Annotated in this window: 23 protein-coding genes; 3 read left to right on the plus strand and 20 right to left on the minus strand. The window is 48.8% G+C overall.

Going from position 1 to position 26,790, the window contains the following annotated elements; translation table 11 throughout:
• Positions 1-53 precede the first annotated feature (53 nt).
• From GCE9029_RS00110 to GCE9029_RS00155, 10 genes are all read right to left on the minus strand, one after another.
• Entirely contained in the window at positions 54-1,715 is a 1,662-nt protein-coding gene (locus GCE9029_RS00110) for a GGDEF domain-containing response regulator (protein ID WP_062660518.1), read from the minus strand.
• A complete protein-coding gene (locus tag GCE9029_RS00115; protein ID WP_062660519.1) occupies positions 1,712-2,095 on the minus strand; it encodes a response regulator in 384 nt (127 codons plus the stop codon). Before GCE9029_RS00115 ends, GCE9029_RS00110 begins: the two co-directional genes overlap by 4 nt.
• Positions 2,095-4,521: a sensor histidine kinase gene (locus tag GCE9029_RS00120; RefSeq protein WP_062660520.1), complete on the minus strand. Its 2,427-nt coding sequence runs from the start codon at positions 4,519-4,521 to the stop codon at positions 2,095-2,097. Before GCE9029_RS00120 ends, GCE9029_RS00115 begins: the two co-directional genes overlap by 1 nt.
• Positions 4,521-6,632, minus strand: a complete 2,112-nt coding sequence (gene dctP / locus GCE9029_RS00125; RefSeq protein ID WP_062660521.1) for a TRAP transporter substrate-binding protein DctP — start codon at positions 6,630-6,632, stop codon at positions 4,521-4,523. The genes GCE9029_RS00120 and dctP overlap by 1 nt, the downstream gene beginning before the upstream one ends.
• 413 nt (positions 6,633-7,045) lie before the next feature.
• Positions 7,046-7,774, minus strand: a complete 729-nt coding sequence (locus GCE9029_RS00130) for a GntR family transcriptional regulator (protein ID WP_062660522.1) — start codon at positions 7,772-7,774, stop codon at positions 7,046-7,048.
• Positions 7,775-7,950: 176 nt separating this feature from the next.
• Positions 7,951-8,889: a transketolase family protein gene (locus GCE9029_RS00135; RefSeq protein ID WP_062660523.1), complete on the minus strand. Its 939-nt coding sequence runs from the start codon at positions 8,887-8,889 to the stop codon at positions 7,951-7,953.
• The gene (locus GCE9029_RS00140; protein WP_062660524.1) at positions 8,886-9,722 is read right to left on the minus strand and encodes a transketolase; all 837 of its coding nucleotides are present in this window, start codon (positions 9,720-9,722) and stop codon (positions 8,886-8,888) included. The genes GCE9029_RS00135 and GCE9029_RS00140 overlap by 4 nt, the downstream gene beginning before the upstream one ends.
• 52 nt (positions 9,723-9,774) lie before the next feature.
• Positions 9,775-11,127: a PTS ascorbate transporter subunit IIC gene (gene ulaA / locus GCE9029_RS00145; protein ID WP_062660525.1), complete on the minus strand. Its 1,353-nt coding sequence runs from the start codon at positions 11,125-11,127 to the stop codon at positions 9,775-9,777.
• Positions 11,128-11,141: 14 nt separating this feature from the next.
• Entirely contained in the window at positions 11,142-11,405 is a 264-nt protein-coding gene (locus tag GCE9029_RS00150; RefSeq protein WP_002536881.1) for a PTS sugar transporter subunit IIB, read from the minus strand.
• A 10-nt stretch (positions 11,406-11,415) separates the two neighbouring features.
• Positions 11,416-11,859 carry a PTS sugar transporter subunit IIA gene (locus GCE9029_RS00155; RefSeq protein ID WP_062660526.1) on the minus strand — a complete coding sequence of 148 codons (444 nt, stop codon included), beginning with the start codon at positions 11,857-11,859 and terminating at the stop codon, positions 11,416-11,418.
• Between the two features lie 398 nt (positions 11,860-12,257).
• Here GCE9029_RS00155 and GCE9029_RS00160 point away from each other — a divergent pair, with 398 nt between their 5' ends.
• The gene (locus GCE9029_RS00160) at positions 12,258-13,499 is read left to right on the plus strand and encodes a polyhydroxyalkanoate depolymerase (protein WP_002536885.1); all 1,242 of its coding nucleotides are present in this window, start codon (positions 12,258-12,260) and stop codon (positions 13,497-13,499) included.
• A gap of 106 nt (positions 13,500-13,605) precedes the next feature.
• Positions 13,606-14,139 (plus strand): SRPBCC family protein, encoded by a 534-nt coding sequence (locus tag GCE9029_RS00165; protein ID WP_062660527.1) that lies wholly within the window; start codon positions 13,606-13,608, stop codon positions 14,137-14,139.
• A 120-nt stretch (positions 14,140-14,259) separates the two neighbouring features.
• Here the strand turns inward: GCE9029_RS00165 and hdhA are convergent, their stop codons facing one another.
• A complete protein-coding gene (gene hdhA, locus GCE9029_RS00170) occupies positions 14,260-15,027 on the minus strand; it encodes a 7-alpha-hydroxysteroid dehydrogenase (protein ID WP_062660528.1) in 768 nt (255 codons plus the stop codon).
• A 150-nt stretch (positions 15,028-15,177) separates the two neighbouring features.
• Positions 15,178-16,431, minus strand: coding sequence for a D-amino acid dehydrogenase (locus GCE9029_RS00175; RefSeq protein ID WP_062660529.1), 1,254 nt, complete (start codon positions 16,429-16,431; stop codon positions 15,178-15,180).
• Positions 16,432-16,531: 100 nt separating this feature from the next.
• Between GCE9029_RS00175 and GCE9029_RS00180 the strand changes: the two genes are divergently transcribed.
• On the plus strand, positions 16,532-17,437 hold the full coding sequence (locus GCE9029_RS00180; RefSeq protein WP_062660530.1) for a LysR substrate-binding domain-containing protein: 906 nt from the start codon (positions 16,532-16,534) through the stop codon (positions 17,435-17,437).
• Positions 17,438-17,501: 64 nt separating this feature from the next.
• Here the strand turns inward: GCE9029_RS00180 and GCE9029_RS00185 are convergent, their stop codons facing one another.
• From GCE9029_RS00185 to GCE9029_RS00220, 8 genes are all read right to left on the minus strand, one after another.
• Positions 17,502-18,149 carry a lysophospholipid acyltransferase family protein gene (locus GCE9029_RS00185; protein WP_062660531.1) on the minus strand — a complete coding sequence of 216 codons (648 nt, stop codon included), beginning with the start codon at positions 18,147-18,149 and terminating at the stop codon, positions 17,502-17,504.
• 2 nt (positions 18,150-18,151) lie between these two features.
• Positions 18,152-19,084, minus strand: a complete 933-nt coding sequence (locus GCE9029_RS00190; RefSeq protein ID WP_062660532.1) for a phosphatidate cytidylyltransferase — start codon at positions 19,082-19,084, stop codon at positions 18,152-18,154.
• A complete protein-coding gene (locus GCE9029_RS00195; protein WP_062660533.1) occupies positions 19,077-19,763 on the minus strand; it encodes a CDP-alcohol phosphatidyltransferase family protein in 687 nt (228 codons plus the stop codon). The genes GCE9029_RS00190 and GCE9029_RS00195 overlap by 8 nt, the downstream gene beginning before the upstream one ends.
• An 80-nt stretch (positions 19,764-19,843) precedes the next feature.
• Complete coding sequence (locus GCE9029_RS26245; RefSeq protein ID WP_062660534.1) at positions 19,844-20,899, minus strand: hypothetical protein; 1,056 nt, start codon at positions 20,897-20,899, stop codon at positions 19,844-19,846.
• Positions 20,892-23,453, minus strand: a complete 2,562-nt coding sequence (locus tag GCE9029_RS26690) for a DUF2235 domain-containing protein (RefSeq protein ID WP_231870067.1) — start codon at positions 23,451-23,453, stop codon at positions 20,892-20,894. Before GCE9029_RS26690 ends, GCE9029_RS26245 begins: the two co-directional genes overlap by 8 nt.
• 244 nt (positions 23,454-23,697) lie before the next feature.
• Positions 23,698-24,459, minus strand: a complete 762-nt coding sequence (locus GCE9029_RS00210; RefSeq protein WP_062660535.1) for a DUF2927 domain-containing protein — start codon at positions 24,457-24,459, stop codon at positions 23,698-23,700.
• Positions 24,460-24,689: 230 nt separating this feature from the next.
• The gene (prfH, locus tag GCE9029_RS00215; RefSeq protein WP_062660536.1) at positions 24,690-25,313 is read right to left on the minus strand and encodes a peptide chain release factor H; all 624 of its coding nucleotides are present in this window, start codon (positions 25,311-25,313) and stop codon (positions 24,690-24,692) included.
• Positions 25,310-26,470 carry an RNA ligase RtcB family protein gene (locus GCE9029_RS00220; protein WP_062660537.1) on the minus strand — a complete coding sequence of 387 codons (1,161 nt, stop codon included), beginning with the start codon at positions 26,468-26,470 and terminating at the stop codon, positions 25,310-25,312. The genes prfH and GCE9029_RS00220 overlap by 4 nt, the downstream gene beginning before the upstream one ends.
• Positions 26,471-26,790 lie beyond the last annotated feature (320 nt).

Genomic DNA, 26,790 nt, shown 5'->3' on the forward strand with positions numbered 1-26,790 from the left:
CGCGGATTTCTCTCAAAACTCTCACAAAGGCCTAATGAAATACTATCCGAGTGTTACGCGGTGTTTTTCTCCTGAGGGTCATCACTGTTCCCCAGTTCAACATGGGTTACCACACGGTTTCTTCCCCGCTCTTTTGCCAGATAGAGTGCAGAGTCGGCCACTTCGATAAGACCCTCAATAGAATCAAACTCAGGAAATGTCGCGATGCCCGCACTCAAGGTGGCAGTGAATGTTTCGGGGCCGTTTGAAAACGGCGTTTTGGCGAACGTACTGCGGAATTCATCAATCAACCTGAGCGCGATATCTGCAGGCGTGTCAGGCAGGATCAGTGCGAATTCTTCACCGCCATAGCGGGCGCTGGTATCGGTCTTGCGGAAACGGTAATTCAGCAAGCGCGCAACACCTTTGATGACTTTGTCACCGACAGGGTGACCGTACTTGTCATTAATGGATTTGAAATGGTCGATATCGATCATCACAAAACTGACGGGAGACTTATGACGTCTGGCGCGCGAAAGTTCACGTTCCAGTGCCATTTTCAGGTTGGAGTGATTGAGTAATCCGGTCAGGCTGTCTCTGTCCATCATAGCGCTTAGCGCGCGAAAACGGCGGGCACGAATGGATACAGCCTGTGTCAGGTGCAAGTCGTTAATCGGTTTAGTCAGAAAATCATCCGCGCCGACCTGAAGCGCTTTCATTTGAAGCTTAAGATCGGTTTCACCGGAAAGGTACACGATAGGCACATTGGTGTGCGCTGCATGTTGGCGTATCACGCTGGCTGCTTCAACACCTGAGCAATTGGGCATGTAGAGATCCATTAACACCAGATCGGGATGAAATTCGCCCAACTCATCGAGCAGATGATCCGGACTGTCTACTATGCAAGTTTTCATACCTGCGCCTTGCAGCACTATGGAGTAGTGCTCGGCAAGGGTTCGGTCATCTTCGACGATCAATACCCGGTATTGAGCGTTATTGGTCTCCCAGAGGGAGTCGAGTAAACCGAGGATATCGTCATACTCAACAGGTTTGTGGAAGAAGGTAAACGCACCAGCTTTAGCGGCACGTAGGCGACTTTCCCAGCATTCTGTTGCACTCAGCACGACCAAAGGAATCCCGCTGTTTTTACGCCAGACTTTGGTGATGTCATCGAGGAGTTTAAAGTCATCAAGGTCAACAATCAGTACCGAAGGTGCCTCTTGATCGAGAGCGACTTTAAGTTCGGTAGCCGTTTCGAACATTGCTACTTCGTAATCGATATACTGAAGTTGTTCGACCATTTCGGTGGCATCTTCTGGCTTTTCTGCAACCACGTAAACCAGTTGCTTCGTTCGGTCTTGCTCGTGAAGCAAGGTCACTTCACCGTATGTTAAATCATCAGGGCGTTTGGGTTCGATTTTGGCGATATCGTCAATGCCTGAAATCAGGCGTTCTATATCTTCATCGCCGATGGGCAGCGTTTTGTTCTCAATGTGCGGTTTCAGTAATACTTCAATGTCACGGCCGCATTCTCCAAGATCGACAAAGCCCAGCGTAGTGGCGGTGCCGGCAAGTTTATGCGCTTCCATTACCAATTCTTCCAGCTCGCAAAAATCAGAGGTTTTCTGCGTTTGGATTTTATTCCACAGCGTTTTAATACGCTTCGTGCGTTTAGAGACGCTGCTGGCGAACTTGGTTTGTTGCTCCTGAAACTTTTTGACTTGAGAAGGTCTCATACACTGCGCCTTTCCATTATTTTTTTGATTTCGTCTGCCAGTAGCATTGGGTCAAACGGTTTACTGATAACGCCTATAGCACCACACTCGTGATAGGACTTTATTTCCGAAGGTTGTACCTTGGCAGTCATAAAAATGGCTGGCGTCCTTTCCAAATGTGGCATTTCCCTGAGATGTCTGAGCGTCGTAGGGCCATCCATATCGGGCATCATGACATCTAACAACAGAAGATCTGGGCTTGATAACGCGGCTTTTTCCAACGCGACATCGCCGCATTCGCATGTCAGAAGGACAAAGTCGTCACCTTCCAATGCGAGTTCCGCAACATCGCGAATATCCTCATCATCTTCAACGTAAAGCACAGTAATTGGCTTATCCATTACATCGCCTCTCTGGGAAATGTTTTCTTAAGTATAAGACGCAGTTCAGATTTAAGACTGCCGATATTCAAGGTGTGAATGTCATGGCTGGCAATCACCACTTCAGATTGAGGAATATCCTGAGATCCTCGAGTGAGAAATACTGTTGGAATATTTCGGCGGCTAAGCTGATCCATCAGCTTGTCGAGCGGCTCAGAAAGGGGATATTCAACCATGACCAGCTCAAAGGGTTGCTGGCCTAAAGCTAGGTTTGCTCTCGATACCGTATCTGCTCCGGAAATCTCGCAAGAGGGGTAAAACTGGTTTCGAAGGTCTCTCAGTAAGCTGTTTTTTGCTCCGACATATAAAATTTGGAATGCAGCCAGTGGTAAAGCGTTTTGTTGGTCTTTTGACTGCAATGAAGTTGTATCAAAGGGTAAGGTGAAGAAAAATGTTGAGCCTTCATTTGGCGTCGAGAAGAAGTTTATTTCGCCCTGGTGTGCATCAATGATGGATTTGGAAATGGCCAGCCCAAGGCCTGTGCCGCCAACGCGTCGGGTATCAGAGCTATCTGCTTGAGAAAACCGCTGGAATATCTTTTCATGGAACTCGCTGGGAATGCCAGATCCCGTATCTGTGATTTCAACTTTGTACGTGTCTTTTTGAACGCTCAAAAATACTTCAACGGTATCGCCGACGTTGGAATACTTAATGGCATTGGAAAGTAAATTTGCCATGACTTGCTGCAATCGTGTCGAGTCTGCATTGATATAGGCGCTTTCTGTGTCGGTTTGGAATGATATCCCTACCTTGTGCTGGCGAGCATAATCCAAATTGTCTTCAACTGATCGTGTGATGATGCTGTAAAGGTTGTTGCGATGAAAGCTGTACATCATTTGATCGGATTCGAGCTTTTCAATGTCTAAAATGTCATTGATTAGCAGGGTGAGTCGCTCACAATTCCTGAGCGCCAGTGACAACATCTTCTGTGTTTTGGCGGGTAATTCATCTGAGAACTTACCCAGAATTAAACCAAGCGCACCCCGTATAGAGGTAAGAGGGGTACGAAGCTCATGGCTAACGGTAGCAACGAATTCACTTTTCATGGCATCGGCTTTTTTCCGGGAAGTAATGTCACGAATAATCCCTGTAAACATTCGCCTTCCAGACACTCGCATTTCACTGACTGATAGCTCTGCGGAAAAAGTGGTGCCGTTCTTGCGCTTAGCGACCACTTCGCGACCAACACCGATGATTTTTGCCTGCTTTCCTGATAAGTAATTGCTCAAGTAGGTATCGTGCTCTCTCGAAAAGTTTTCCGGCATTAACATGTTGATTTTCTTTCCGATGACATCATTCGCTCTGTAGCCAAACAGCCCTTCTGCGGCCGGGTTAAAGGTGGCGACATAGCCCTTCGAATCAATGGTAATAATGGCGTCCATCACAGTGTCGACTATTGCCAATAACTGACTTTGTCCCGACTGACGCTCTTCCTGTAGATTGAGCTCGTTAATTCGATTGATTTCCAGGGTAGCCTGATTGAATGATTCCGCGAGCGTGGTGAGTTCTTCGTCAGATGCTGACGTTTTTACAGGGTATTTACCGGCTTTCACTTCGTTGGCAAGTTCAACAATGGGTGTGGCCATTTTTTGTCCAAGATGGCGGGTAATGAGCACAAGAGGAAGCATGGCGACCAAGGCGAGAATAATGAAGTTGGTTAGCCAGGGAGTGATCACGCCAAGCATGGAAATATAGGGTTCATTGAGTGTAATGGATATGTCGAAGTTGCTGATGAGCATGTTTGGAGAGGGCTTTCTGGACACTTTGATACCTGGTGCATCGATGTTGCCTTCGGTAAATCCCCATTTTTGGTGCACATTGAGATGGTAACTGTGACCTAAGTTCTCCAGAGCCGCTTTGGTGAGGTTATCCAGATTAATCTTGGCGATGATGCCACCCTGAACTGCATAGTAATAACTAATAGGTTCAATGATGTAAAAACTGCCATTGATAAATGTCACATAGCCACGGCCAGAGGCTAAGGTGTCTGTCACCAAGTTTGGGCTGTACCATCTGACGTCTTCTTCTCTTTCATCGAGTGCGTTTCCTGCATAATCAAACAACAGCGCATCTTCAATGGCGGTATAGAGTGTCAAATCCTCCAATGCGTGGTGGAAATAGTATTGCCCGCTACCGATATTTATCAGACTGTTAATGGAGAGTTGACTTTGCGCGGTTCGTGAAACTGCCCGCTGTTGTGTTTTGAGTTCAAGGTCGAGCAGGCTTAACGTATTAAAGGCTTCTGCATGAAGTTTGTTTTGTAACTGGCGTTCCACACGGAGCATCTCCATGACGAGTGTGGCGCCGACAAGCACGAACAAGAAGGAAACCAGCAGAAGCAGTAGTCGCCTGGAAAAACGATTGGCAATACTGGTTTTCGTGGCCATCAGTGGTCATGCTCCAGAGGGTAAAGGTTCCCATCCTTATAAAATGCGAAAAGGTAATCTTTTGCAGTCAGTGCATCTTGTTTTCCATGACTGAAAGGAGAGCGGTATGGTTTCATCAGTCCATCGTAACGCTCCAGCTTGGTCAGCTCTTTTTGAATTGCTGACATGTCGGCAGTGCCCGCTTTCTCTGCTGCAATTGCCAACATATGCATTAGGTCGTAGGCATGCGCCGTGCCGGATGGAGCTTGAATATCAGACTCATGTTTGGTGCCATAGCGTTGATGATAGCGTTGAGCCAAGGTTCTGGCAGCAGGTGTACTGTTTTCTATGAAGGTGAAAGTTTGAAGTACACGTAGGTCAACAGCTTTCAGTGCTTCTTCAGAGCGCTTGGCGAACTCCGAACCGGTAATGCCCCAATGAGAAAAAACAACAGGTGACGTAGGGTGTGTGGCTAAGTGAGTGACGAATTTTTCACCCTCTACTGCGTTACCCACAAAAATGACCGCTTCAGCGCCCTTCTCTATGAGGTTACTGACTTTGTTATCCATGTTTTTCTCGCCCCAATCAAACCATTCAATGTGAGTGGGGACGAGTGACCGTTGCTCCATCTGTTTCGTTAAGCCTTCGAAGTTACTTCTTCCCCAGCCGTTATTTACGAGCAGTAACCCAATGTTGTCAGAAACATCCAGAGCGCCTTCAAGCAGAAACTGGGCGGCATATTCATCTCTGACTGATACCCGAAAGACAAAATTTGGGTCTTTACCGTTATTGACTATGGGAGTGGCTGCAGCCCAAGGAGCGAGCATCAAGATCTTGCGTTCATGCAGTAAATCAAGCTCTGCCAATACCACTGGACTGCTAATACCGCTAAATACGGCAAGCAGGTTTGGCAGCGTTGAAAAAACTTCAATGTTATCCAACCCTCTGGAAGGCACCATGGAGTTGTTTCGGACGATCAATTTGACCTCTTTGCCTAAGATGCCACCTTTTTGATTGATTTCATCCAGAGCCAGTTCGATACCGCGGCGAATGGATAGCCCCGAAATAGCAGCGCTTCCGATCATGTCAGCGTCCAATCCTACAATGAGTTTATCTGGGTGGGGCTGCTTCCAGTTTTCTTTTCCTTGAAGCACTTGCTCGATATAGGACGTGCCGATATGCATTCTATTTTTCTCTAGAACACCTGAAGAGGTTTGCTTCATCCAAGCGAGCAAAGGACCAGAGGGTCTATGTGTTATGCCTTCTTCATTCAAATTCGCCAGTGCAATGTTGTCTTTCCGCAGCGCAATTTCATATTGGAAGGAAGTGGCTACGTTGGCGGCGCTTTCAATCAGGTCAAGATGGGTAGGTGATAGCTTCTTTTTGGTGTGTTCAGACATGATCAATAATTGGGTTTGGTGACCATGCCGGGTGAGATAAAGGCTTTGCCCAGTGATTCGCCTTGCAGAAAGTTGGCTGAGTGTGATCTCCTCACCATCTAAATCTCCATTTGAGAAAGCCAATGTGACCATCTCATCCGATACGGGAATGGCGAGGCTATCCCAAGCTGAGAATTGCTCACGAATCGTGGTGCTTTCTGTGACGCGAAAACGGCGCTTTTTAAATTGTGAGGCATTCTCTAATGGGAATGTAGTGACAAGGTGCTTGAATCCGCCATCCCAAAACGCCAATCCGACAATATCATTCTTGTAAAGGTTATTGAGTAACTGTCGACCTGCGGGGCTTTTGTAAACCTGTCTAATTTGGTCATGTTCGGTGAAGAAAAAAGGCAAATCAAACAACTCAAGAGCAGGGGAGAGATACGACATTTTTGAGCTGGTGATCACCGCAAAATCTACTTCACCTTTTTGAACAGAGGCAACAAGCTCCCTTTCACTGATATGTGGGGCTTTATTAGATGTTGAAACTGTTATCTGACCTTTCGTTCTCTCCTTAATCAGGGAGGCAAAGTAAAGCGCCGCTTCAGAGCTAGCACTGCCTTCATGGCCAGAGACAGCGAGGTTTAAGGCCAGAGTTGGAGTTTCCCCCAATTTTTCACTTTCAGAGACCTCACGGTTGTCACAGCCTGTTATCAACATCAACAACGTTGCCAGTGTGAAGATGTATCTCATTGTTTTCCCCGCCTGAATAAGACTTTTATGCTTCTTCAAAGATTAGGAATGAGACAGGTGATTTTCCAGTGGGAATATGATGAACGTAGTGCGGTAAACCAGCCCTCAGGAAGGGCTGGTGGGGAAGTAAGTGCCAGGGCCTGTTGACCTTTGGTGGTTAAACTTTGTTCTAGCTATAAGCGTTTTAGGCGCGGCGAGGTGTGTGCCGCCTAGTCATTCTAAGCAAATACACCTCAACAAAGCATAAAACGCTTAGAGTACGGGACGCGCAGTCGAACCCTTCGGGCAGCGTTTGTGGGGAATTTCTGCTGCGTTATCGGCTTCTCATGTAGGCGAGCTACACATCGAAGCCTCTGCCTTGCATAAAACCCCCACAAACTGCTGCAAAAATCACCACCAAAGGTCAACAGGCCCTAACGTTGGGTAACTTGATGAATATTAAACAAATCACTGTTAATTGTGGCGATGGTGTACTCGAATGGCGTGCCATCATCAAAAGAGACCACTTCGCGAAGCTCGATCATGGCCTGTCCTTCATCGACATTGAGAAGCTCTGCCAGCTCTGAGTCCCGCAGATTAAAGGCGGAAATATCCTGCTCACGGGTTTGTACTTTCTTGCCTGTCATCTGCTCCATGTAACCGTATTTCGAGTGTTCAATCTGGTTGAACTCAAAGCCATCGCAAACCGCGACCGGGATATGGGTTTGCTCAAAAGACACTGGCATGCTGCCAAAGCTCATCAAACGCTCGATGTAGTAAACCTTTTCGTTGGGTTTGATACGAAGGGCGTGGGCGATTTGTACATTCGGCACTTCGATAATCGCGCTGGAAATAACGCGTCTTACCGCGCTTTGGCCTGCTTTCTGCGCCTGCTCATCAAAAGGGGAAAGCGCATGGAAATTGCCACTTGGTGTGGCTTGTCCTGAGCCTACATAAAGACCGGAACCTTTAACACGGTAAACCATGCCTTGCTCGACCAGATAGCGGGTGGCTTCTCGCACGGTCACACGCGTAATACCCAGATGTTTGGCGATACCCGCTTCGGTATCCAGTTTGTCGCCGGGAGAGAGATTGGCGCTTTCGATTTTGCGCTCAATGAAGTCGATGACTTCCTGTTGCTTCCCTGTCACTTTAAACGTCATAGCGTCTCTTTTTTCGTTATTTATTAGCCGACTGACTGCAATGTTATTGAGTGTTTCTAGGGTCAACAGACCCTAGTTTGCAGATCTAAAAACGGCGGATCCCTGATCCGCCGTTTAGTTTATGTTATCGCTAGGTGAATACAAACTGTCACCTGCATTTCGCTATATCCGAGCGATCACGCACTCAGCAAAGTAGTGCAGAAATCCGCAATGCGTTCGGCGCTGATGCCATATGCATCTTTCAGAAAATCGAGTGAGCCCACCTGACCGTATTGCTCCTGCACGCCAAGCTTGTGGAAACTTTGCAGTGCAACGCCGCCAGAGAGCAGTTCAGAAGCCACTGCATCACCCAGACCACCAATCACATTGTGATTTTCAACCGTCACCACACGGCCAGTCTTACGTGCCTCTGCAATCAAAAGCTCGGTATCCAGCGGTTTGATCGTGTGCATGTCGATAACCGCAACGGTTTTACCTGTGTTAGCTTCGATTTGCTCCGCCGCTTCCAATGCATCATGCACACAGATACCCGCCGCAATGATGGTGAGATCTGCGCCTTCTTTAAGAAGATTACCCTTACCGATTTCAATATCGTCTTCCGAGCCATAAATCGCCGGTAAGTCTTTGCGGGTGGAGCGTATGTAGTTCACACCTTTGTGCTCATAGGCATAACGCATCGCTGCGCGAAGCACCGATTCATCTGACACATCAATCACAGTCGCATTCGGCACCAAGCGCATCAAGCCTGTGTCTTCAAACGGCATGTGGGTACCACCGTTGGTGACAGCGGTTACGCCTGCATCACTGCCGAAGATATTGATATGTTGGCCTGCGTAGCCGCCTGCAAGGAAAATCTGATCGTAGCAACGACGGGTAGCGAAGCAGCCAAACGAGTGAACAAAAGGCACTTTGCCTACTGCCGACAAACCTGACGCCACACCAATCATATTGGCTTCGGCAATACCGCAGTTCAGGAAGTTGTTTGGAAATGTTTGCGCGAATTTCTTGGTGCTGACACTGCCCATCAGGTCCGCTTCCAGCACCATCACATTGTCATGTTGCTCAGCCAGTTCCATCAGCATTTCTGCATGGATAACGCGAAGTTCTTTGCTCATTTCAGCTCCTCGATTTTTTGTTCCAGCATGGCAATGTCAGCTTCAATGGCTGCGCGCAGGTTATCGTCTAAACGCAAATGGTGGTTGGCTTCAATCGCTTCCACGGTTGGCATGCCTTGGCCTTTTTCGGTATCGAGAATGATGGCGGTTGGGCGCCCAGTTTCAGCCTGTGCGGTTTCAATCGCGGCGCAGATGGCTTCGACACTCTTGCCGTCAACATTAATGGCGTTGAAACCGAAGGAAGCGAACTTCTCGCGAAGATCGAAAGACGCCTGAATCTCGTCGATGTAGCCATCGAGCTGGCGTTTGTTGTTATCGACAAACACCACCAGATTCGACAGCTTGTGGTGTGCGGCAAATTGCGCCGCTTCCCAGCACTGACCCTCCTGAAGCTCGCCGTCTCCAACAATGGTATAAACCATTGAAGTGGTGCCCGCTGCCATGCCTGCAGCACACGAGATGCCCTGACCCAGAGATCCGGTTGTCATATCCACGCCCGGCGTTTTGTTCATGTCCGCATGGCTTGGCAGGTTAGTACCGTTACCGTTGATGGTTTTCAGCCACTCGATATCGAAGAAACCGCGAAGGGCCAGGGTAGCGTAAAGCGCTGGACCCGCGTGGCCCTTAGACAGCACAAACAAATCACGGTCTTGCATTTTCGGGTTGGCCGGGTCGTGCTTCAGGTAGCGACCGTACAGGCAAGCCAGTGTTTCAGTGACAGACAGGCAACCGCCAAAGTGTCCGTAACCCATGTTCAGTAGAGCCTTTGCCATTTCTTTTTTGATGGACAGATTGAAGGCCTCAATCTGACGCAGATCGAGTAAAGATTGCATAGTTACCTCGGGAGAAAGAGAAGGGCAGGCTGGTGGTCAGCCCGCGCCAAAATTAGATGTTTTCTGCTGTCTCGGCGGTTTTCTTGCCGATGAAGTTGGTGCTCAGAACCAATGCAGCAACGGCTGCGACACCCAGAATGACCGCATCTTTGCCCAGCATCGCCAGATAGCCCAGGAAGATACCTGTGATAGCGAAGTCAGAGTCAGAGAAGGTGGTGTTGGCAAAGCCCAGGTCGCCCAGTACAGGAAGCAGCCACAGGGTTAGGAAGGTAATGACCACACCGTTGATGAATGCGCCCACAGCCGCGCCGCGACGGCCACCGGTTGCGTTACCGAACACACCCGCCGTTGCGCCGGTGAAGAAGTGAGGGACCACGCCCGGAAGGATAAGCGTCAGCTCCATCACACCCAGCACGCCCATGCTCACCAGACCGCCAAGGAAACTACACAGGAAGCCAATCAGTACTGCATTTTGTGCGTAAGGGAACACGATTGGGCAATCCAGCGCCGGTTTCGCGTTTGGTACCAGTTTTTGGGAGATACCGGTAAATGCCGGCACGATCTCAGCGAGCACAAGACGTACACCCTGAAGGATAACGAACACACCCGCTGCGAAGCCGATAGCCGTCAGAATCGCGTAAACAATTGGGTTTTGACCGTTACTCAGGTTTTCGGTGACGAACTCACTGCCTGCTGCCATCACGAGGATCAGATAGATGATACCCATGGTCAGCGAGATAGAGATGGATGAGTCGCGAAGGAACACAAGGTTCTTCGGCAGATTCATCTCTTCGGTGCTCTTTGAGCCTTTGCCGACAAGCTTACCGACAAGGCCAGAAGCCACGTAACCCACGGTGGAGAAGTGACCGAATGCCACATCATCACTGCCTGTGATCTTACGCATGAACGGCTGCGCCATAGCTGGGAAGAGCACCATGATAAGGCCCAGAGACACCGAGCCCAGGAACACCAAAGACGCGCCGCTGAAGCCTGCCACGCTCAGGATGATCGCAATCATACATGCCATGTACAGGGTGTGGTGGCCCGTCAGGAAGATGTATTTGAACTTACTGAAACGGGCAAAGAAGATGTTCGCCACCATACCGAACGCCATGATCATGGACGTTGCTGCGCCGAAGTCCGCCATCGCTGTGGCGTAAATCGCTTCGTTGTTCGGGATGACGCCGCGAAGGTTGAAGCCTTCTTCCATCAGCACACCCATTGGGGTAACAGCACTCACCAGAATGCCGGCACCGCCGCCGATCACGATGAAACCAAGGACTGTTTTGATCGAGCCTTTGATCACGTCAGAGCTCGATTTTTTCTGGATAGCAAGACCAATCAGGGCCACGATACCGATAAGGATCGCGGGTGTACTTAGAATGTCAGTGATGAAGTCGAGCATAGCGAAACCCTCAATTAACGGTTCATGTAAGCGACGAGCTGTTCTTTCATTGCGTTCTTGTCGGTGATGTTAGGGATAGAAATCACGTCACCGGCATGAATGCTGTCTGCCAAATCGCGGGTGCAGATGAACACATCTGCCATGTCTGGCGTCACTGAACCCAAATCGGTGTGGTTCACTTCTGCCTCAACGCCCAACTCACGCATAACTTCCTTCACTTTCATTTCGATCATGAAAGAAGAACCCAGACCTGTGCTACAAACGGCCATGATACGCATAGTGTTACCCTCAATATTTTTGAATAATTTCAATGATGTCTTGTACATTCTTCGCTTCGGTGACGGCTAAAACGTCTTCATCGGAGCAGAAGAACTCAGAGATTTTTGTGATGAGCTCGATGTGCTGATCGCTGTCTTTTGCAGCCAACAGAAGCAGCAGTTTCACCGGGTCGTTTTCTTCACTGTGGAACTCGACGCCATTGCGGACGACGAGCAGGGAAAGTGCGTTATTGTTCACGCCCTGTTCCGGGCGGGCATGTGGCATGGCAATCATAGGAGCCAGCACATAATAAGGGCCAAGCGACTCAGTGGTGTCGATAATGGCGGACTGGTAATCAGGCTCAATATCGCCGGATTTCACCAAAGGCGCACACACCTGATGAATGGCTTCTTTCCAGTCAGAAACGGAATCTACCACCGCAATTCGGTGCTCGGAGAGTAAGGTTGAAAGCATACATACCACCATGCTTATACAGCTAATAAGTTGTCTATACAGGTGGCAATGTAGCGGTTTAAAAACGGCTTTTTCGTGATGGAAGTCTAACCTGCTAGCGGATGCTTTCGCGAAGTTCCCACATTGTTTTCATGGTCACAATGGCGACTTATTTCGTATCACATTCGGATTAAAGTGAGATCTTCTGACGAGTATTGGGAATGACTTGGTGATATGTGCGCGAGTGCTTATGTGAGGAGTGGGTTATTTTTACACCAACATCTGTATAGAAGTTTGCCAAAGCGTTAACGCCGCGATCTGGGCTAGTATGTTAATTGTGTGGTTAATCAATAAGCGGCAACCTATCGCTAATAAAAATGAAACCACCTTTGTAGTCAGCCAGAATTAAGGGGCGGTTTATGCTTTACCAATTCAACGCAACCTATATGGATGCCATCAAGCCTTTGAATAGTTGGGTCAAATTTATCAGGGACGTGAATGCCGCGCCCTGGAACCCAATGAAAACTTCTCCGGTGACCCGAACGCTTGATGCCTCCATGGAGCTGGTGGAGCGTCTGACAGATTGCTATGACGAACCCGCATGGGGGCTTGATACCACCGTTATCAAAGGCGAGAAGCTCGCGATTCAATACAATGTGATTGCCAATAAGCCCTTCTGTAATCTGCTGCATTTCCGTCGCAGCAAAGCGCAACCTAATCAGCCAAAAGTGCTGTTTGTCGCACCGCTTTCCGGCCACTTTGCAACGCTATTGCGCGGCACCATTGATGCCTTCCTGCCTGATCATGATGTGTATGTAACAGACTGGCGCAACGCCCGCGATGTGCCGCTCACAGAAGGGGAATTTCACTTCGATGATTATGTCGATTATCTGGTCGAGTTCTTAGAGCTTCTGGGGCCGGACACCCATGCCATTGCGGTATGCCAGCCAAGTGTACCCTTGATGGTAGCGACAGCGCTGATGTCTGCGGAGAAGAACCCAGCCGCGCCTGCAACCGTGACTTTGATGGGTGGCCCTATCGATACCCGCATCAATCCCACCGAAGTGAATGATTACGCCAGCGGAAAGGATTTGGAGTGGTTTGAGTCTAACGTGATTTGTACTGTGCCCGAGCAATACGAAGGTGCGGGACAAGTGGTGTATCCGGGGTTCGTTCAGCTTTCGGGTTTTATGTCGATGAACCTCGATACCCACGTGCAAAAGCACTTTAAGTTTTTCGGCGATCTGGTCAAAGGTGACGGTGATAACGCGGAAGCGCACCGCAAGTTCTACAACGAATACTTGGCCGTGATGGACTTACCCGCCCACTACTACCTCGACACCATCCGCAAGGTGTTTTTGGAACATGATCTGCCAAACGGCACCATGACTTATCGCGGCAAACCCATCAATCTTGCTGCCATTAAAAAGACAGCACTCCTGACTATTGAAGGGGAACTGGATGACATTACCGGCCGCGGCCAGACTGCTGCTGCGCTCGACATCTGCCCCAATATCCCTAAATCCAAGAAAATGCATTACGAACAAAAAGGCGTGGGCCATTACGGTATTTTCAATGGCCGCCGTTACCGCGAGGCGATTGCGCCGAAGATCAAAGGGTTTATCAAGAAATACAATCCGAAGATGGTAAAGGCGGCATAGCCTATTCTTACGCGCCAGTGGAGAAAACACTTTTGCCACTGGTGTGATTCTGTTCCTTCCTGATCGTCGTTATAAAGAAACGAAACGATTTGAGAAGGAACAGCGGATGTTACGAAATCTACTTCCCGTCATTGTGATGCTGGCAGGGATTGTCGGCGTTTCCACGGCTAATGCCCATGGCCCATCAAGGCTCAAAGTCTCTGAGTCTGTCACCATCAATGCCCCGGCTGACAAAGTGTGGAAAACCGTGGGGGCATTCGACAGCCTTTCCTGGTTGCCACCTGTCACCAAAGTAGAAATGGAATCAGGAAACCCGACCGAGAAAGGGGCGGTGCGCGTGGTGTATGTGGGCGATCAAAGCGTGACGGAAGAGATCAAACGCTACAACCCTGACGCTATGATGCTCAAGTACAAGATCATCAAAGAAAACACAGCACTGCTGCCTGTCACCAATTACCAGTCCACCATCAAAGTGAAAGCAGAAGGTGACAAAAGTATCGTGACGTGGAAGGCGGGATTCTACCGCGGTTATCCTAACAACGATCCGCCTGAAAACCTCAACGACGCAACAGCGACTTCAGCCATCACTGGCCTCTATAAAGCGGGGTTAGACAACCTGAAAGCTGAGATGGAAAAGTAAGGTTTACCCCATTTAACCCCGTCCTTGGTTCTTCCATTTAAAGGGAACGATACAATCGGTCTTGGCTCACCCTTTTCAGGGGAGAGGTGAGGAGGGGTTAACTTTCGTTAAAGATGATCTTCAGCTCAATTCCTGCGAACCACCGCCGCTGACCGTGAGCACCTGACCACTCACCCAAGCTGCCGCGGGTGAGCACAGAAACAGTGCGGCGAGCGCGATATCATCGGTTTTCCCAAGCCTTCCGAGGGGCGTGTGTTTCAGCATAGCTTTTTCAATATCTGGGGTGAGCACTTTTTCCAGCGCCGCAGTGCGGATTGCCCCCGGTGCGATAGCATTCACGCGAATGCCCTTGGTACCCAAATCAAAAGCGGTGTTGCGGGTGAGGTGATTGATGGCGGCTTTCGACGAGCCATAAGACGCCATCATCCAGTTTTTGTTTTCGCCTGCCATCGAACTGATATTAAGCACCGCGCCTCCGCCGGCTTTTTCCATTTCCGGTGCGCAAAGCTGCATCAGCCTGAAAGGGGCAAACACATTGAGTTGATACGCCCACTCAAAGTCTGCCATGGGCATGTCGAAGGGTTTGGGGCCGCCACCACCTGCATTGTTAGCAAGGATAGTCACCTTGCCAAACGTCGTGACAGCACGTTCAACTAAAGCAACTCTGTCTTCTTCTTTGGTGACGTTGCAGGCTGCAGCAATAGCATGTCTGCCCGTCGCATTGATATTGCAGGCGACTTCGTTAGCGGCATCCAAATCGAGATCGCTGACGACCACCTCTGCGCCTGCATCAGCAAACACTTCGGCTATCCGGCGACCAATCCCGGCGGCTGCGCCAGTGACAATGGCAACCTGACCATCAAGGCTGAACTGTTGAATGACTGACATAACAAACCCTCACCGCAAGAAGATGCATTGAGCCTAGATGCGAGAAACACAAGAGAACGCGTTATTCTTGATACAAAGCGGGAAGGAGAATTTTTTGGGGAGAAGAAAGCAAAGAAGGAGCCTTGTGGCTCCCTCAGTTAGTCAGGTGTGTTATCCCGCGTAGCGGAAGTAATCCAGACCCTCGACATTGCAGCTGATCTCTTTGGAGATGATTTGCGCCAGAAGATGACCAGAGCCGCATGCCATGGTCCAGCCCAGCGTGCCGTGACCGGTATTGGTGAACAGGTTGTCGAACGGTGTCTTGCCAATCAGCGGCGTGCCGTCTGGCGTCATCGGGCGGAAACCTGTCCAGAACTCGGCTTTGTCGAAATCGCCACTGTGAGGGAACAGATCTTTTACCACCATGGAAATCGTCGCTTTGCGCTTTTCCGGAATCGAAGGATCAAAGCCTGCCAACTCAGCGGTACCTGCGACACGGATACGATCGTCAAAGCGGGTAAGGGCGACTTTGTAGGTTTCGTCCATCACGGTTGATGTCGGTGCCTGTGTTTCGTCAGTGATTGGCACGGTGAGCGAGTAACCTTTCACCGGGTACACAGGAATGCTCAGACCCAGGCCTGCCATAAACTTGGTCGAATAGCTGCCCATCGCGACTACATAAGCGTCTGCTTCCAGCTCGCCTTTGTCCGTCACCACGCTGACAATGCGGGTGCCTTCGCGTTTTACACTGTTCACTTCGGTGTCGAACATAAACTCCACGCCGTGTGTTTTGGCAAGCTCAGTCATTTGTTGGCAGAACAGGTAGCAATCACCCGTTTCGTCATCCGGCAGGTAGAGACCGCCTGTCAGCTTGTGGCTCACAGACGCTAATCCCGGCTCTTGCTTGATGCAATCTTCGACTGTCATGCGCTGATAACGGGTGCCGCTTTGCTCCAGAAGGGCGATATCTTTTTCTACCGCATCAAGCTGCTTCTGATTACGGAAGATTTGCAGTGTGCCTTTCTGACGGCCCTGATATTCGATGTTGTGCTTGTCACGAAGCGCGAGCAGACACTCACGGCTGTGGTTAGCAATGCCCAGCATGCGGGATTTGTTCACCTGATAACGGTCTAGCTGGCAGTTCGACAGCATTTGCGTCGCCCACTTGACCAACTGAGGGTCCAGCGTCGGCTTAACCTTCAGCGGTGCGTGTTCTTCCATCAGCCAGCGAATGGCTTTTTGCGGAATACCGGGTGCCGCCCAAGGGGAAGAGTAGCCATAGGAAATTTGCCCAGCATTGGCGAAACTGGTTTCTTCGCCCGCTTTAGATTGGCGATCAACAACAGTGACTTTGTAGCCTGCCTGCTGTAAATACCAGGCGCTCATCAAACCAACAACGCCACTTCCCAATACCAATGCTTTCATGATTATTCTCCCCAATCAGATAGGGCGAGTTTGCGTTGTTTACATACCCCTAACAATCGATTTAAATTAATCACTGTGTGTAGAATTTCTAAAAGCAAAGATGCAGACACTCAAAAGCCAACATCTCGGTGCCCTTTATACTTTTTCGGAAGTTGGTAGGCACAGCACATTAACCAGTGCCGCTAAAGCCATGCACCTGACTACTGGGGCCGTGAGCCAACAGTTGCTGCAACTGGAGCAGCAACTAGGCTTTACTCTGCTTGAACGTCACTCCCGTGGTATTCGTCTGACCGAAAAGGGTAAACAGCTTCACCAAAATGTGAGTTTCCATTTAGCAGAAATTGATGCAGAAATCGCCAGCTTGCAGCGTAACACAGGAAAGAAGCAGGAAATCCGCCTCAAGCTCACGCCCTCTTTTGCGTTCAAATGGCTGGTGCCAAAACTCGAAAGCTTTCACGACGTTGACCCGGACATCCAGGTGCAAATTTTCGCTGAAGGCGCACTGGTGAACGCGGACACGCGGGACTTTGACCTTGCCATCGACTATCGCCCACACACCTTCAAACATCCGAATGCCGAACTTCTGCTGGACGAATACCTGCTGCCGGTGATGAACCCAAGGTATCTGGAGCGTCATCAATGGCTGCAAAACGACGCAGGTAAAGCCGAACATTGGCTGGGAGTTACCTTGCTGCACGATGCCATGCCATGGGAAAAAGCTGAGAAAGATTTGGAGTGGAGAAACTGGGCCAAAGCAATGCAGCTTTCTGTACCCACTGACCGTGGCCATTTCTTCAACCGGACTGATATGGCCATGTCCGCTGCCGAAGCAGGCGTAGGCATCGCCATGGCACGGATGGCGCTTATTGACAATGAGCTAGAAACCGGAAGGTTGGTATCACCGTTTTCGCCTATCAAAGCTAACGCCGGGTATTACCTGATCAGCAATGTGCAGGACGAAAGTACAGAGAGCTTTGTGAAATGGTTGAAGGGGATGATTGGGTAGCCCGTTGTTATTCAAGATGACAGCACCAATAGCCCCTTTATTTGAAACTCAATTCACGAAATGCCTAAGTGGTATGCTGGGTAATACAGTGCTTACTGAGTTCTGTATATTGAACTTGTAGCTCTGACAGAAAGGTTTCCGAACAGTTTATTTGATCCACGGGTTCGCCGATAACAACATCGCAGTTGAAAGGCACGAACATTGCGGTGCCTTTGGGCAAAGACATCCCAAGACCTTTCATGACAACGGGAATGACAGGGCAGTCGTCATGATCTTTTGCCAAGTGGTAGATCCCTTTCTTTAACTCACTCATCACTTCGGGCTCACCTCTGCTCCCCTCCGGAAATATCAATAAAATATCTCCATTATCTAGCGCGCGGTGGCATTCATTAAAAAGGGCGTTCCGCTCAGCAGCATTTCCTGTTCTATTGATAGGGATGATGCCGATAACATTTAATGAGAGCCAGGCAGAAAAGCGGTTTGATAGAAAATAGTCAGCGGCAGCAACAGGGCGAACCTTGTAGACCAAACTGATGGGAAACAAAGCGAGCAGTACGAGCGTATCAAGATGACTGTTATGGTTGGCGGCGATAAGGACAGGTCCTTTCTCCGGTAAGTTGTTGCGATTGATGACATTCAAGCCAAGCGCCACAAAAACCAGCGGTTTTACCACCAGCAACACAAACAGTACTTTCAGTGCTTTCGAGAGCATAATCAGTAATACAGATAATATAAGTAATGGAAAAACAGTGGGGCGGTGAACATAAGGCTATCCACCCTATCGAGAATACCGCCATGACCCGGAATCAGTTGGCTGGTGTCTTTGATCTGTAAATCACGCTTAACCGAAGAAATAACCAAATCACCGATAAAGCCGCTGAGTGAAATAATCAATCCAGCCACAACCCCCTGCAATGGTGTGAGTGGTGTCAGATAAGGGGCAATGAAATACGATAGGGTGACGATAGTGACCCCCCCACCAATAAATCCTTCCCACGTTTTGTTTGGGCTGACTTTTGGAACGATTTTACGCTTTCCAAAGCACTTTCCGCTGACGTATTGGCAAACATCATTGAGCTGGGTGAAGATCAGAAGGAATAGCAACATTCCAAGTGAACCTGCGTCAGGGTTTTTGGAAGGGAGCACTAAGAGGTATGCCATGTGGCTCAGACAGAAAACGGTGAGCATCAAAGACCAATGAATTACACCTGCAGAGCGGATAAAACCCTTCGTATCTCCAATCAGAACTGCAACCATGGGTAGGTAAAGAAACATGTATACAGGGATGAAAATGATGTACATGCCATACCACTCGCTTCCCAGCCAGTAGTAATTTAACGGGATAGAAAGGTACGCCCAAAACACAATTCGTCGGTCGGCAAGCCGAATGGGCACTATAGAGAGAAACTCTTTCAACGCCATAAAGCTCAGAAAAGCAAAGAACACCAATGTGTAGTGGAGTGGAAGAAACAGAGCAACAAAGACCAGTCCCACCATCCACCACCACGAGCGGATCCTCAGTTTCAATTCCAGAAAGTCAGCATTCGGGTTAGCGCGTGACTTCCACAGGTAAACGAGTGTGCCTAAGACCAACGCCAGCAATACCGCAAACATTGCATGGAGAGAATGCGGGAGTATTTCAGTCATGGTTTTCTCCCTTACTTCCCGCATTTTCCTTTGTCTTGTAAATGGTTAACAGTCTTCTCCAAAAGGTGATGACACTGCCTAACAAAATGATGATAAGCGTGATATCGATGGCATTCACCGGCGCGTCGAGAAAACTATCAGTGAGGTTCTGAAGGAAAAGGACAATTAAGCCCGCTGTTAACAGTGCCATTCTGTGTTGTTTTGCCATGGGGCCACCAAAATCAGGCTTACATCCCATGCTAGTGCCCAACACGCGCACATAAGCGGTTAAGACGGCGACGAGTGCACATGCCCATGCTAGATACATTCCCCACTCAAGATAGGTAGCAAAGCCTGCGGCAATGAGAAAAAGAGGGTCAGTTATCCTGTCGGGTACATCGTTGAAAAGTTCGCCAGCGGGTGTTTTCTTGCCTCCTTCAATGGCAACCATGCCATCAAAAAGATTACAAAGCAGCCTGCACTGAATACAAAGCGCGGTGACTAAAATCAGTGCATCTCCTCCCCAGTATTCGTTGGCGAACATGGCGGAAAACCCCAGTAAGCCGAAGACAACGCTCATGACAGAAATTTGGTTTGGAGTGATGTTTTTATGATTGAGCCAAGCTGCGATTTTTTGCATCACCCGGACGTGACGCACAGCCAACTCTCGCCGATTGGCTTCTTCTGTTTTGAAATCCATTTCAAACCTCTAAGAGTGAAGATCTTGGGAGTATGTATTTTTGTTTCGTTTACCCCTCAGAATTATGCCTGATTTAGATCTTACTCACTGGGGACTTGGTCGCCTTTTCCTTCAAACAATACAACAGCATAACGGCCGAGTTCGTCAAAGTAGCGCCAGCGATTTTGTGGGTCTTCGGCGACTTTGCAGCGCTCTCCGGGGGTATCAGTTAGGCAAGCCGCACTATAAGTGATATAGAGATTTTCATTTTCAGCAAAGATATCAAATGTGCTGGTTTTGACATAACCGTTCATGGCGTTGCGATAGGCTTGAATACTTTCTTCCATAGTATCCAGTGCAGAAAGGTTGCCAGTGAGTTTGTAGTTATCGAATTGCCATTGGGAATATTCAGCGTCTGGATTCAGCTTCTTCCGCCAAATTACGGAGTATGTAGCAGGTAATACAATCTGGTCGTTGACTTCGTGGTTTGCTAAATCGATATCCTGAAGAGTGGCTTCGCTGACAACTGTTTCGCCTACGTTGACGGCTCTTATTATGCGGCTGTCATAAGGGGATTTTGGGAAAGGTTTAAGTGAAGTCTCTCCATTACCAGAGAAGAGCACAACGACATCAGTAATATCTTTCGGGCTTCTCACTATCCATCCGTTTGGATCGCTCCCCTCTTTTTTGGAGCAGTCATCAGAAGAGTTGAAGCAGTTGAAAGTATACAAAATTTTTAGATGAGCATTGTCTACTACAACTTGTACAGATGCCCCTGAATGCTCAAAGTTTTTATAAGCGTTCTTGAGCGTTTTTATTTTACTAAGAGCCAGCTTGCTGTCTATTACACTATCAATTCGATAATAGATTGGGGAGTCTGTTGTTGATTCAGGGTCCTTGCTCCAGTAACCCTTGACGTGAGTTGGTATGCCTAGACCTGAAATGGTTGCGTAAGCGCCAGGATAGCTACTTACAGAACCATAAGAAAAATCTGAAAACCCACCAGATGTATCAGAAACAACCATTTGTTTAATGCCGTAGGGGCCGTCTGTGCTTCCTGCATTTCCAAACTTAGCTCTAGGGACGCTGTCGTCCGTGCAACCTGCAAAAGGGATTAATGCCAAAAGCATTGTCAGACTGATTAAGATTCTACTCATTATCAAAAATCTCCCTGTACATATTCCCTTTCGAATCTCGGTTAACGTCGTTTGCAAGCGCAGCTCTGATATTTGAGAAACCGGGGTTTATTAGAGGGTCATGAGGCCTGTGTATCCAAAGAAGCTTATTTGGCGCTATTTCACTTTCCCAGTGGCTTGCATTGACTTGCCCTGGCTCTATTGCCAATAGTTTTGCGTTAAGTGAGGAGAATTCGGGATGTTTATTGAAGTCTTGAGGCATTTCATAGTTGCTCATTTGCCATTGGATGCCAGCAATTGCACCTTGTTGCCTCATTCTTTCCTGTGCCAAGCCTTGAAGTCCATTATTGATTGGTTGAAGCCTGTAGTAATACAGGGTATTTCCAACATTTTTAACACGGCCATATTGCGTTGGATTTTTGAAGTTTTTTTGCACTTCTTTATCCCAAAATTTTTCTTCACGCCTGGCTAGCATATACATATCTCTAGGTTGCAACCCGATATGCTTGGTTGTTTTTAACAATTCTCTGTTGTAAGTATCATTAATAGGGAAATCTAGGTGCTCTGGTAGCCCTTTTTTCCCATATTGGGACATAGAAGGGTAACCACCACCAACATCTGCATGAGCTCCCGGATATACCTCTTCGAAGAAGTTTTCGGCCAATCCACCATCAATCTTCAATGAGGTTAATGGGAAGTTCTCTCTGTATTCATGGTGAGCTGTTATGTGATAAACAGTTTCAGCACTAGAAGGTGAAAGGACTAAATTAAAACCATCTTCATCATTGTCTCCAGGGATACCGAAGGAACCAACTGTATCGAATAGGCCAACAAAACGAACGCTGACACTTCTCGATTTGTCGATATAGTAGTGGCACCGTCTACCTGCTCTTGTGTGCTCGCTACTCAAAAGGTGAGGGACAACATCGACACTAAATTGATCCTGCTTTTGACGACGATGAGGATGATGACGTGGTCCGTGACTGGGCTTTGGGGGAGGTACAGGAGAGTTGTAATCAGGGAATCCGACATTTGCTGCATTGACGAAATGACGAGCCAACGCAGCTCCACGACTAAACCCGAAAACATCAAATTCTATGTGATTGATATTTTCATAGTGCCCAGTTTCTTCGAGAGACTTTGTGATACTCCTTAATGCTCCAATGAGAGATGTCCACTTATCAAAAGCATCTGAGTCACCAAAGAAATCCCAAGAGCCGGTGGCCATGCCTGTAAGCTCCATATCTTCGTCATTGTCTATCGCTTTGATCGCTTCTTCAAGGGAATCAAAGTCTAGGGTACCTACCCCTGAAACATAGATTTTGACGATTTCACCTTCCTTTTCAGGATAAGCTTCAAACAGTCTTGCTACATTGGTGCGGGAAGCATTGCCTCTTCCTTCCTTGTACTTATCGTTCTCTAGATTATTCCCCGTCCCATCAAAGAACACCCCGATGGTGAGTTTATTATTCGGCAACTTTTTGATGTTAACCACCGGCAACCCACTCTCTAACAATCGTTCATTGTTGATGGCTTTGAGTGTTGAACCGTTTAACAGACGTTCTTTGTGGTCGTAGACAACGTCAACAGGCGCATTGTAGGTTTTCGGTTTGTAAGGCTTTTTGGAGGCCGTCGTGGCTTTCTTGGCATCAAGCAGGCTCGGGACGTCTATCATCACGCCATGCTCGCTCAGCCATTGGTCATTCACATTACCCAATTGCTCAATCGTGATTGGGCTGTCGAGATAGATAAGATGCTGGTCAATAACGACTTTGCTGTCGATTTTCCAGTAAAGCAAAATCGCGCCCTGGTATTTATTCAGCCCTTGCTCATTGTTCAGGCTAAATGACGTTGAACGTGTAGCCTGAAATGCCCAGCGTCCTTCACCGAGAATTTTGTATTCCTGAACCAGTTTCTTTTCGTGGAAATGATAGAAGTAACCTTCAGTCGGAAAGCCTAAACGGTCGCCAAGTTGAAGGGCAGGAATCACCGGAATAAACGCTTCCCGAACGGCGTCAGTGCCTTTGGGTTTGAGCTTTACAGGAGGCTGGTTACTCACGCCTTTTTCTGCGCTAGCAACTTTAGCGATAAGCTTGCGCGGCGTGTCATCTGTGGCTTTGGCAGAGAAAATAGTGCCCGTATCCGAGAGTTTGGTTTCCCAGCTGACAACGCTTGCTTCCTTCGGTGTTTTACCAAGTGCAAATTGACACCCCACCTCGCTGGCAAGTACCTCTTCGGAACAGGCTACTTCAAACAGATACTCGTAATCCTGAGCAGGCTTTTCCTGTTTTTCTTCCACTTTAGGTTCAGGGGTGTAAGGCGCTTCGGCAGGGGCTTGAGATTCTGAGCCGGAGCGAGAGGTAAAGCCTTTGGCTTTGGTCCGGGAAGTCAGCGCAGATTTGGCTTCAGGGGAAAAGCTGGATTCGGCATCAGGGTTGACCTGCCAAACCTTATCACCCATCGAGTTGGTTGTAGATTTTAGAGCTGGCGTGACAGGCGCATCACTCAGTAACACGTACTCGCCGGATGCGAGCTGGGATTGGAACTTTTGTATGGTGACACCTTGGGGCAACACGGTTTCCAATGCCCGTTCACCCAGTGTCGAAAATCCACCTTCGACTTTGCCGAACTCGTACGATGCAAGTTCGGTCATTTTTACAACCCTGTACGCCACTGACTCTTCCCTGATTTGCTTTTGTTTTTGGTTAAATACCGAACAAACGAGAGCAGCACAACGAAGCAAAAGCAAAACCGAAAGGCAGATCAAACAGGGGCAATTTCTTGCTCAATTTCTTGGCAGGAAGCAGCTTTGAGAGGGACTAATTCAACCCATACTCAGACACGAATTGGCTCTTAAGATACATATCCGTCGATTGCTTCAGCCAGTTTGGATTTTGCTTGAACCAGCTATCGAAAAGTGGCATCACCTGCTGCTCTGTCATGCCTGCATTAACGCCTGACGAATAGAGTAATCGAAGCAAGGTAATATCCAGCGTTGTCATCACATTGTTTTTAGAGCCATCGTTAAAGATGGAAGGGAAGACCTTGTCAGAGTCATTCGGCAATCCCATCGCCTGCGTCAGTTCCTCGACCACACAAGCGAACAGCTTGCCGCGTTCGCGGGCGAGGTCGACTGGGATAACAATCAGTGCTTCTTTGATTTCTGCCTGAGATGAAGAAGAGAAATGCGCCATGCAGATAGCACCGCGGAACGGAAAGTCTTCCTGTGTTGGCCACAGTTCGCGGGTCTCGTTCTGCCAGCGGCTCTCACGGGTAAACACCATGCGGAGATTGGCTTTTTCCGGCGAATTCACCACTTTGATGTCATGCCCCGTTGCCCGCACCAAATCTTCAATCTGGGTGTTTGCCAGCGCGCTATGAAGCTCTTTGTCACCGACGCGATGGTCAATATAGATACGTATCGGTTTTTGCCACTTGCGAACAGGATGCTGGTGATTGTCATACTCATTGCTGAGAGCGATGATTTTAAATGCCCTTTTGACATACTCAGGGTCATTCCATTTCGCCAGAGCAGGGGCAGACAGCAGTGACAGCATCAGCCCCCAGATAAGAATTCGCATTTGGCTCTCCGTTGCCCAGTCAGAAACGTCGGCGCAATCACGACGACTCAAGATTAATAATGACAATCAGTGGGTAAGGTTTCCAGTTGGAAGGAGAGATGTCCAGATTCCATCGTCCAAAACATTTTTGTGTGGGGGGATAGGCGAAGTGTTTTTTTATCCCCAAGTGGGTATAAAAGAAGGTTTATCCCCGATAAGGGATAACGAAGATAAACCTTTGTATTTCCAATTTAAGAAGGCGTAAAACCGGGCCCTTTGAAGACTCTCACGGGATTGCCTCTTTCCAGCTCCCAGTGCTGTTGCCTTCGGGATTTGGATTGCGCAGAGAGCGATGCCTGTTTCTCTTCTTCGAGCTTTTTGTAGAGCAGAGCAACCGCCAGACGCTTATTGGCGTGTTGGCTGCGCTCAGACTCCACCCTGACCGAAAGACCGGATTCGACATGCGTCGCTCTGATGGCAGAGCTTGTGGTGTTCACATGCTGCCCTCCGGCGCCGGAAGCTCGGCATGCCTGAAAGCGAAAATGATGCTGAACATCGCTTTCATCCACATCGTAGATCTCGCCACCAAAGAACCAGTTTTTCCGCTTATGCCTTGGCCGGAAAGGGCTAGGGCACACCCAGAGCATCGGCCCTTGCCAGTCTGTCGCCAGCTGTTTTGCTGCTTTGGGTTCATTGGCATCCAGACGCACCAATACTGACTTAAAACAGCCAGGTTTACCCGCAGAGACCGCCTCGACCACTTCCAGCGAAACCGCCTTACCAGCGCACTGTTTTTCCAGTGCGCTGAGTGCGAGCCCGACTGCTTGGCAGCATTCCAACGGCCCTTGTCCGGCAGAGAGTTGCAACAAGATCATGATGCGCATCCTCCCTGCGTTTTAAAGGTCAAGACCGGACGCGTTTTGGCGATCACATCGATCAAATCGGCATTCACCAAATCGTTGATCACCGACTCGCCCTTCTTGTAGGCCTGTGGCGCTTCATCATAAAGCAGCTCTTTGTTCCCACAGATCACCCGGCTGCCCAACGCCGTTTTCAACAGATCTTTCGGCTTAAAGGTGCTGTCTAAGCGGCCTTTACAGGTGCCGCGTTGCCATTTTCTTCCCGCACCATGGGCGAGGGAGTAAAGGCTTTGAGCTGCCATCCCGTTGTGTCGCGGTTTCACCAGATAGCTAAAATCACTTCTGGAACCCGGGATCATCACCAAGCCTTTATCGCTGGGCGTTGCCCCTTTACGGTGAAGCCACCCCAGGCAGCTGTTAATCTCAACCTGTGTCACCAGGTTGTGGTTCACATCTAACAGACACTGCCCGTCAGATCTGACCGCAGCCAAAAAGCGCTGCGCAATCAAATACCGATTGAGTTCGGCCCAACGGACGGCGTCATTGTGCTCAGAGATATATTGCGCCAGCGCATTACTGACTTCTGTGAGACCAGCATGCCCATGTTCTGACACATGCTTGGTTAGAATGGCTTGTCCAAGCCCGCGTGAGCCAGAATGCACCAGCAATTGAAGCTGCTGGGTATTCAAGCCGGAAGCGTTGAATACTTCGGCATCATAAACCTCGTCGATGCGTTGAAACTCAGCAAAATGATTGCCGCCGCCAATGGTGCCAAGCGCCATGTCGAAACCCTCGGACTCGACACCCCGCGCCTTTTTAAGCTGCAAAATGTCATCTGCCCAGTCTTCACCAAGCGGCCCTTCGACCTTATCCAGCCTTTTGGCGAGTTTATCCAGGTTCAGCTTCGCCACACGAAGAGAGGTTTGCCACAGCGACATACCACAGCCGATATCGTTACCCACCAACGCCGGATAAACACGGCCGACAGAGAAAAATGACGCCCCGACAGGGTAGCCCCGGCCGGGATGCAAATCAGGCATGCCGACGACCTGCTTCATGCCTTCAAGTTGTGATGTTTTTAAAAGTTGTTGTGTTGCCAGCCCCTCAATCCAGCTCTCGTTCGAGGCGATCAGGCTGACAGAATCAGAAAGTGTTTGGACGAAATTGCCCATAGAGCCAATTCCTTATTCAGAATTGAAAAAGATAAATCGAATTGGCAGGTCGCTTCGCGTCAACGCGAGCGAAGGGGATAAAGCGGAGGGCTTTAAAGCAACGTCGGGTTGATTAGCAAACAGCGCGTGCAAAGGATGGGGATGTATAAGTCATGATGATTCTCCTTTGCTGATGTTGTTGAGTGGTCGCATAATAATCAAATGCCTTATTGATAGCAAGTGAGTGCGCTCGCGGGTTTTGCTTTGGTGTTAAAGTGGGTTGCCACAACTCCTGAGTTGTTCGCAATATGACATACAACATTAAAGTTGTTAATTGGTCT

Source organism: Grimontia celer, assembly GCF_900055185.1.
GTDB classification, from domain to species: Bacteria; Pseudomonadota; Gammaproteobacteria; order Enterobacterales; family Vibrionaceae; genus Enterovibrio; species Enterovibrio celer.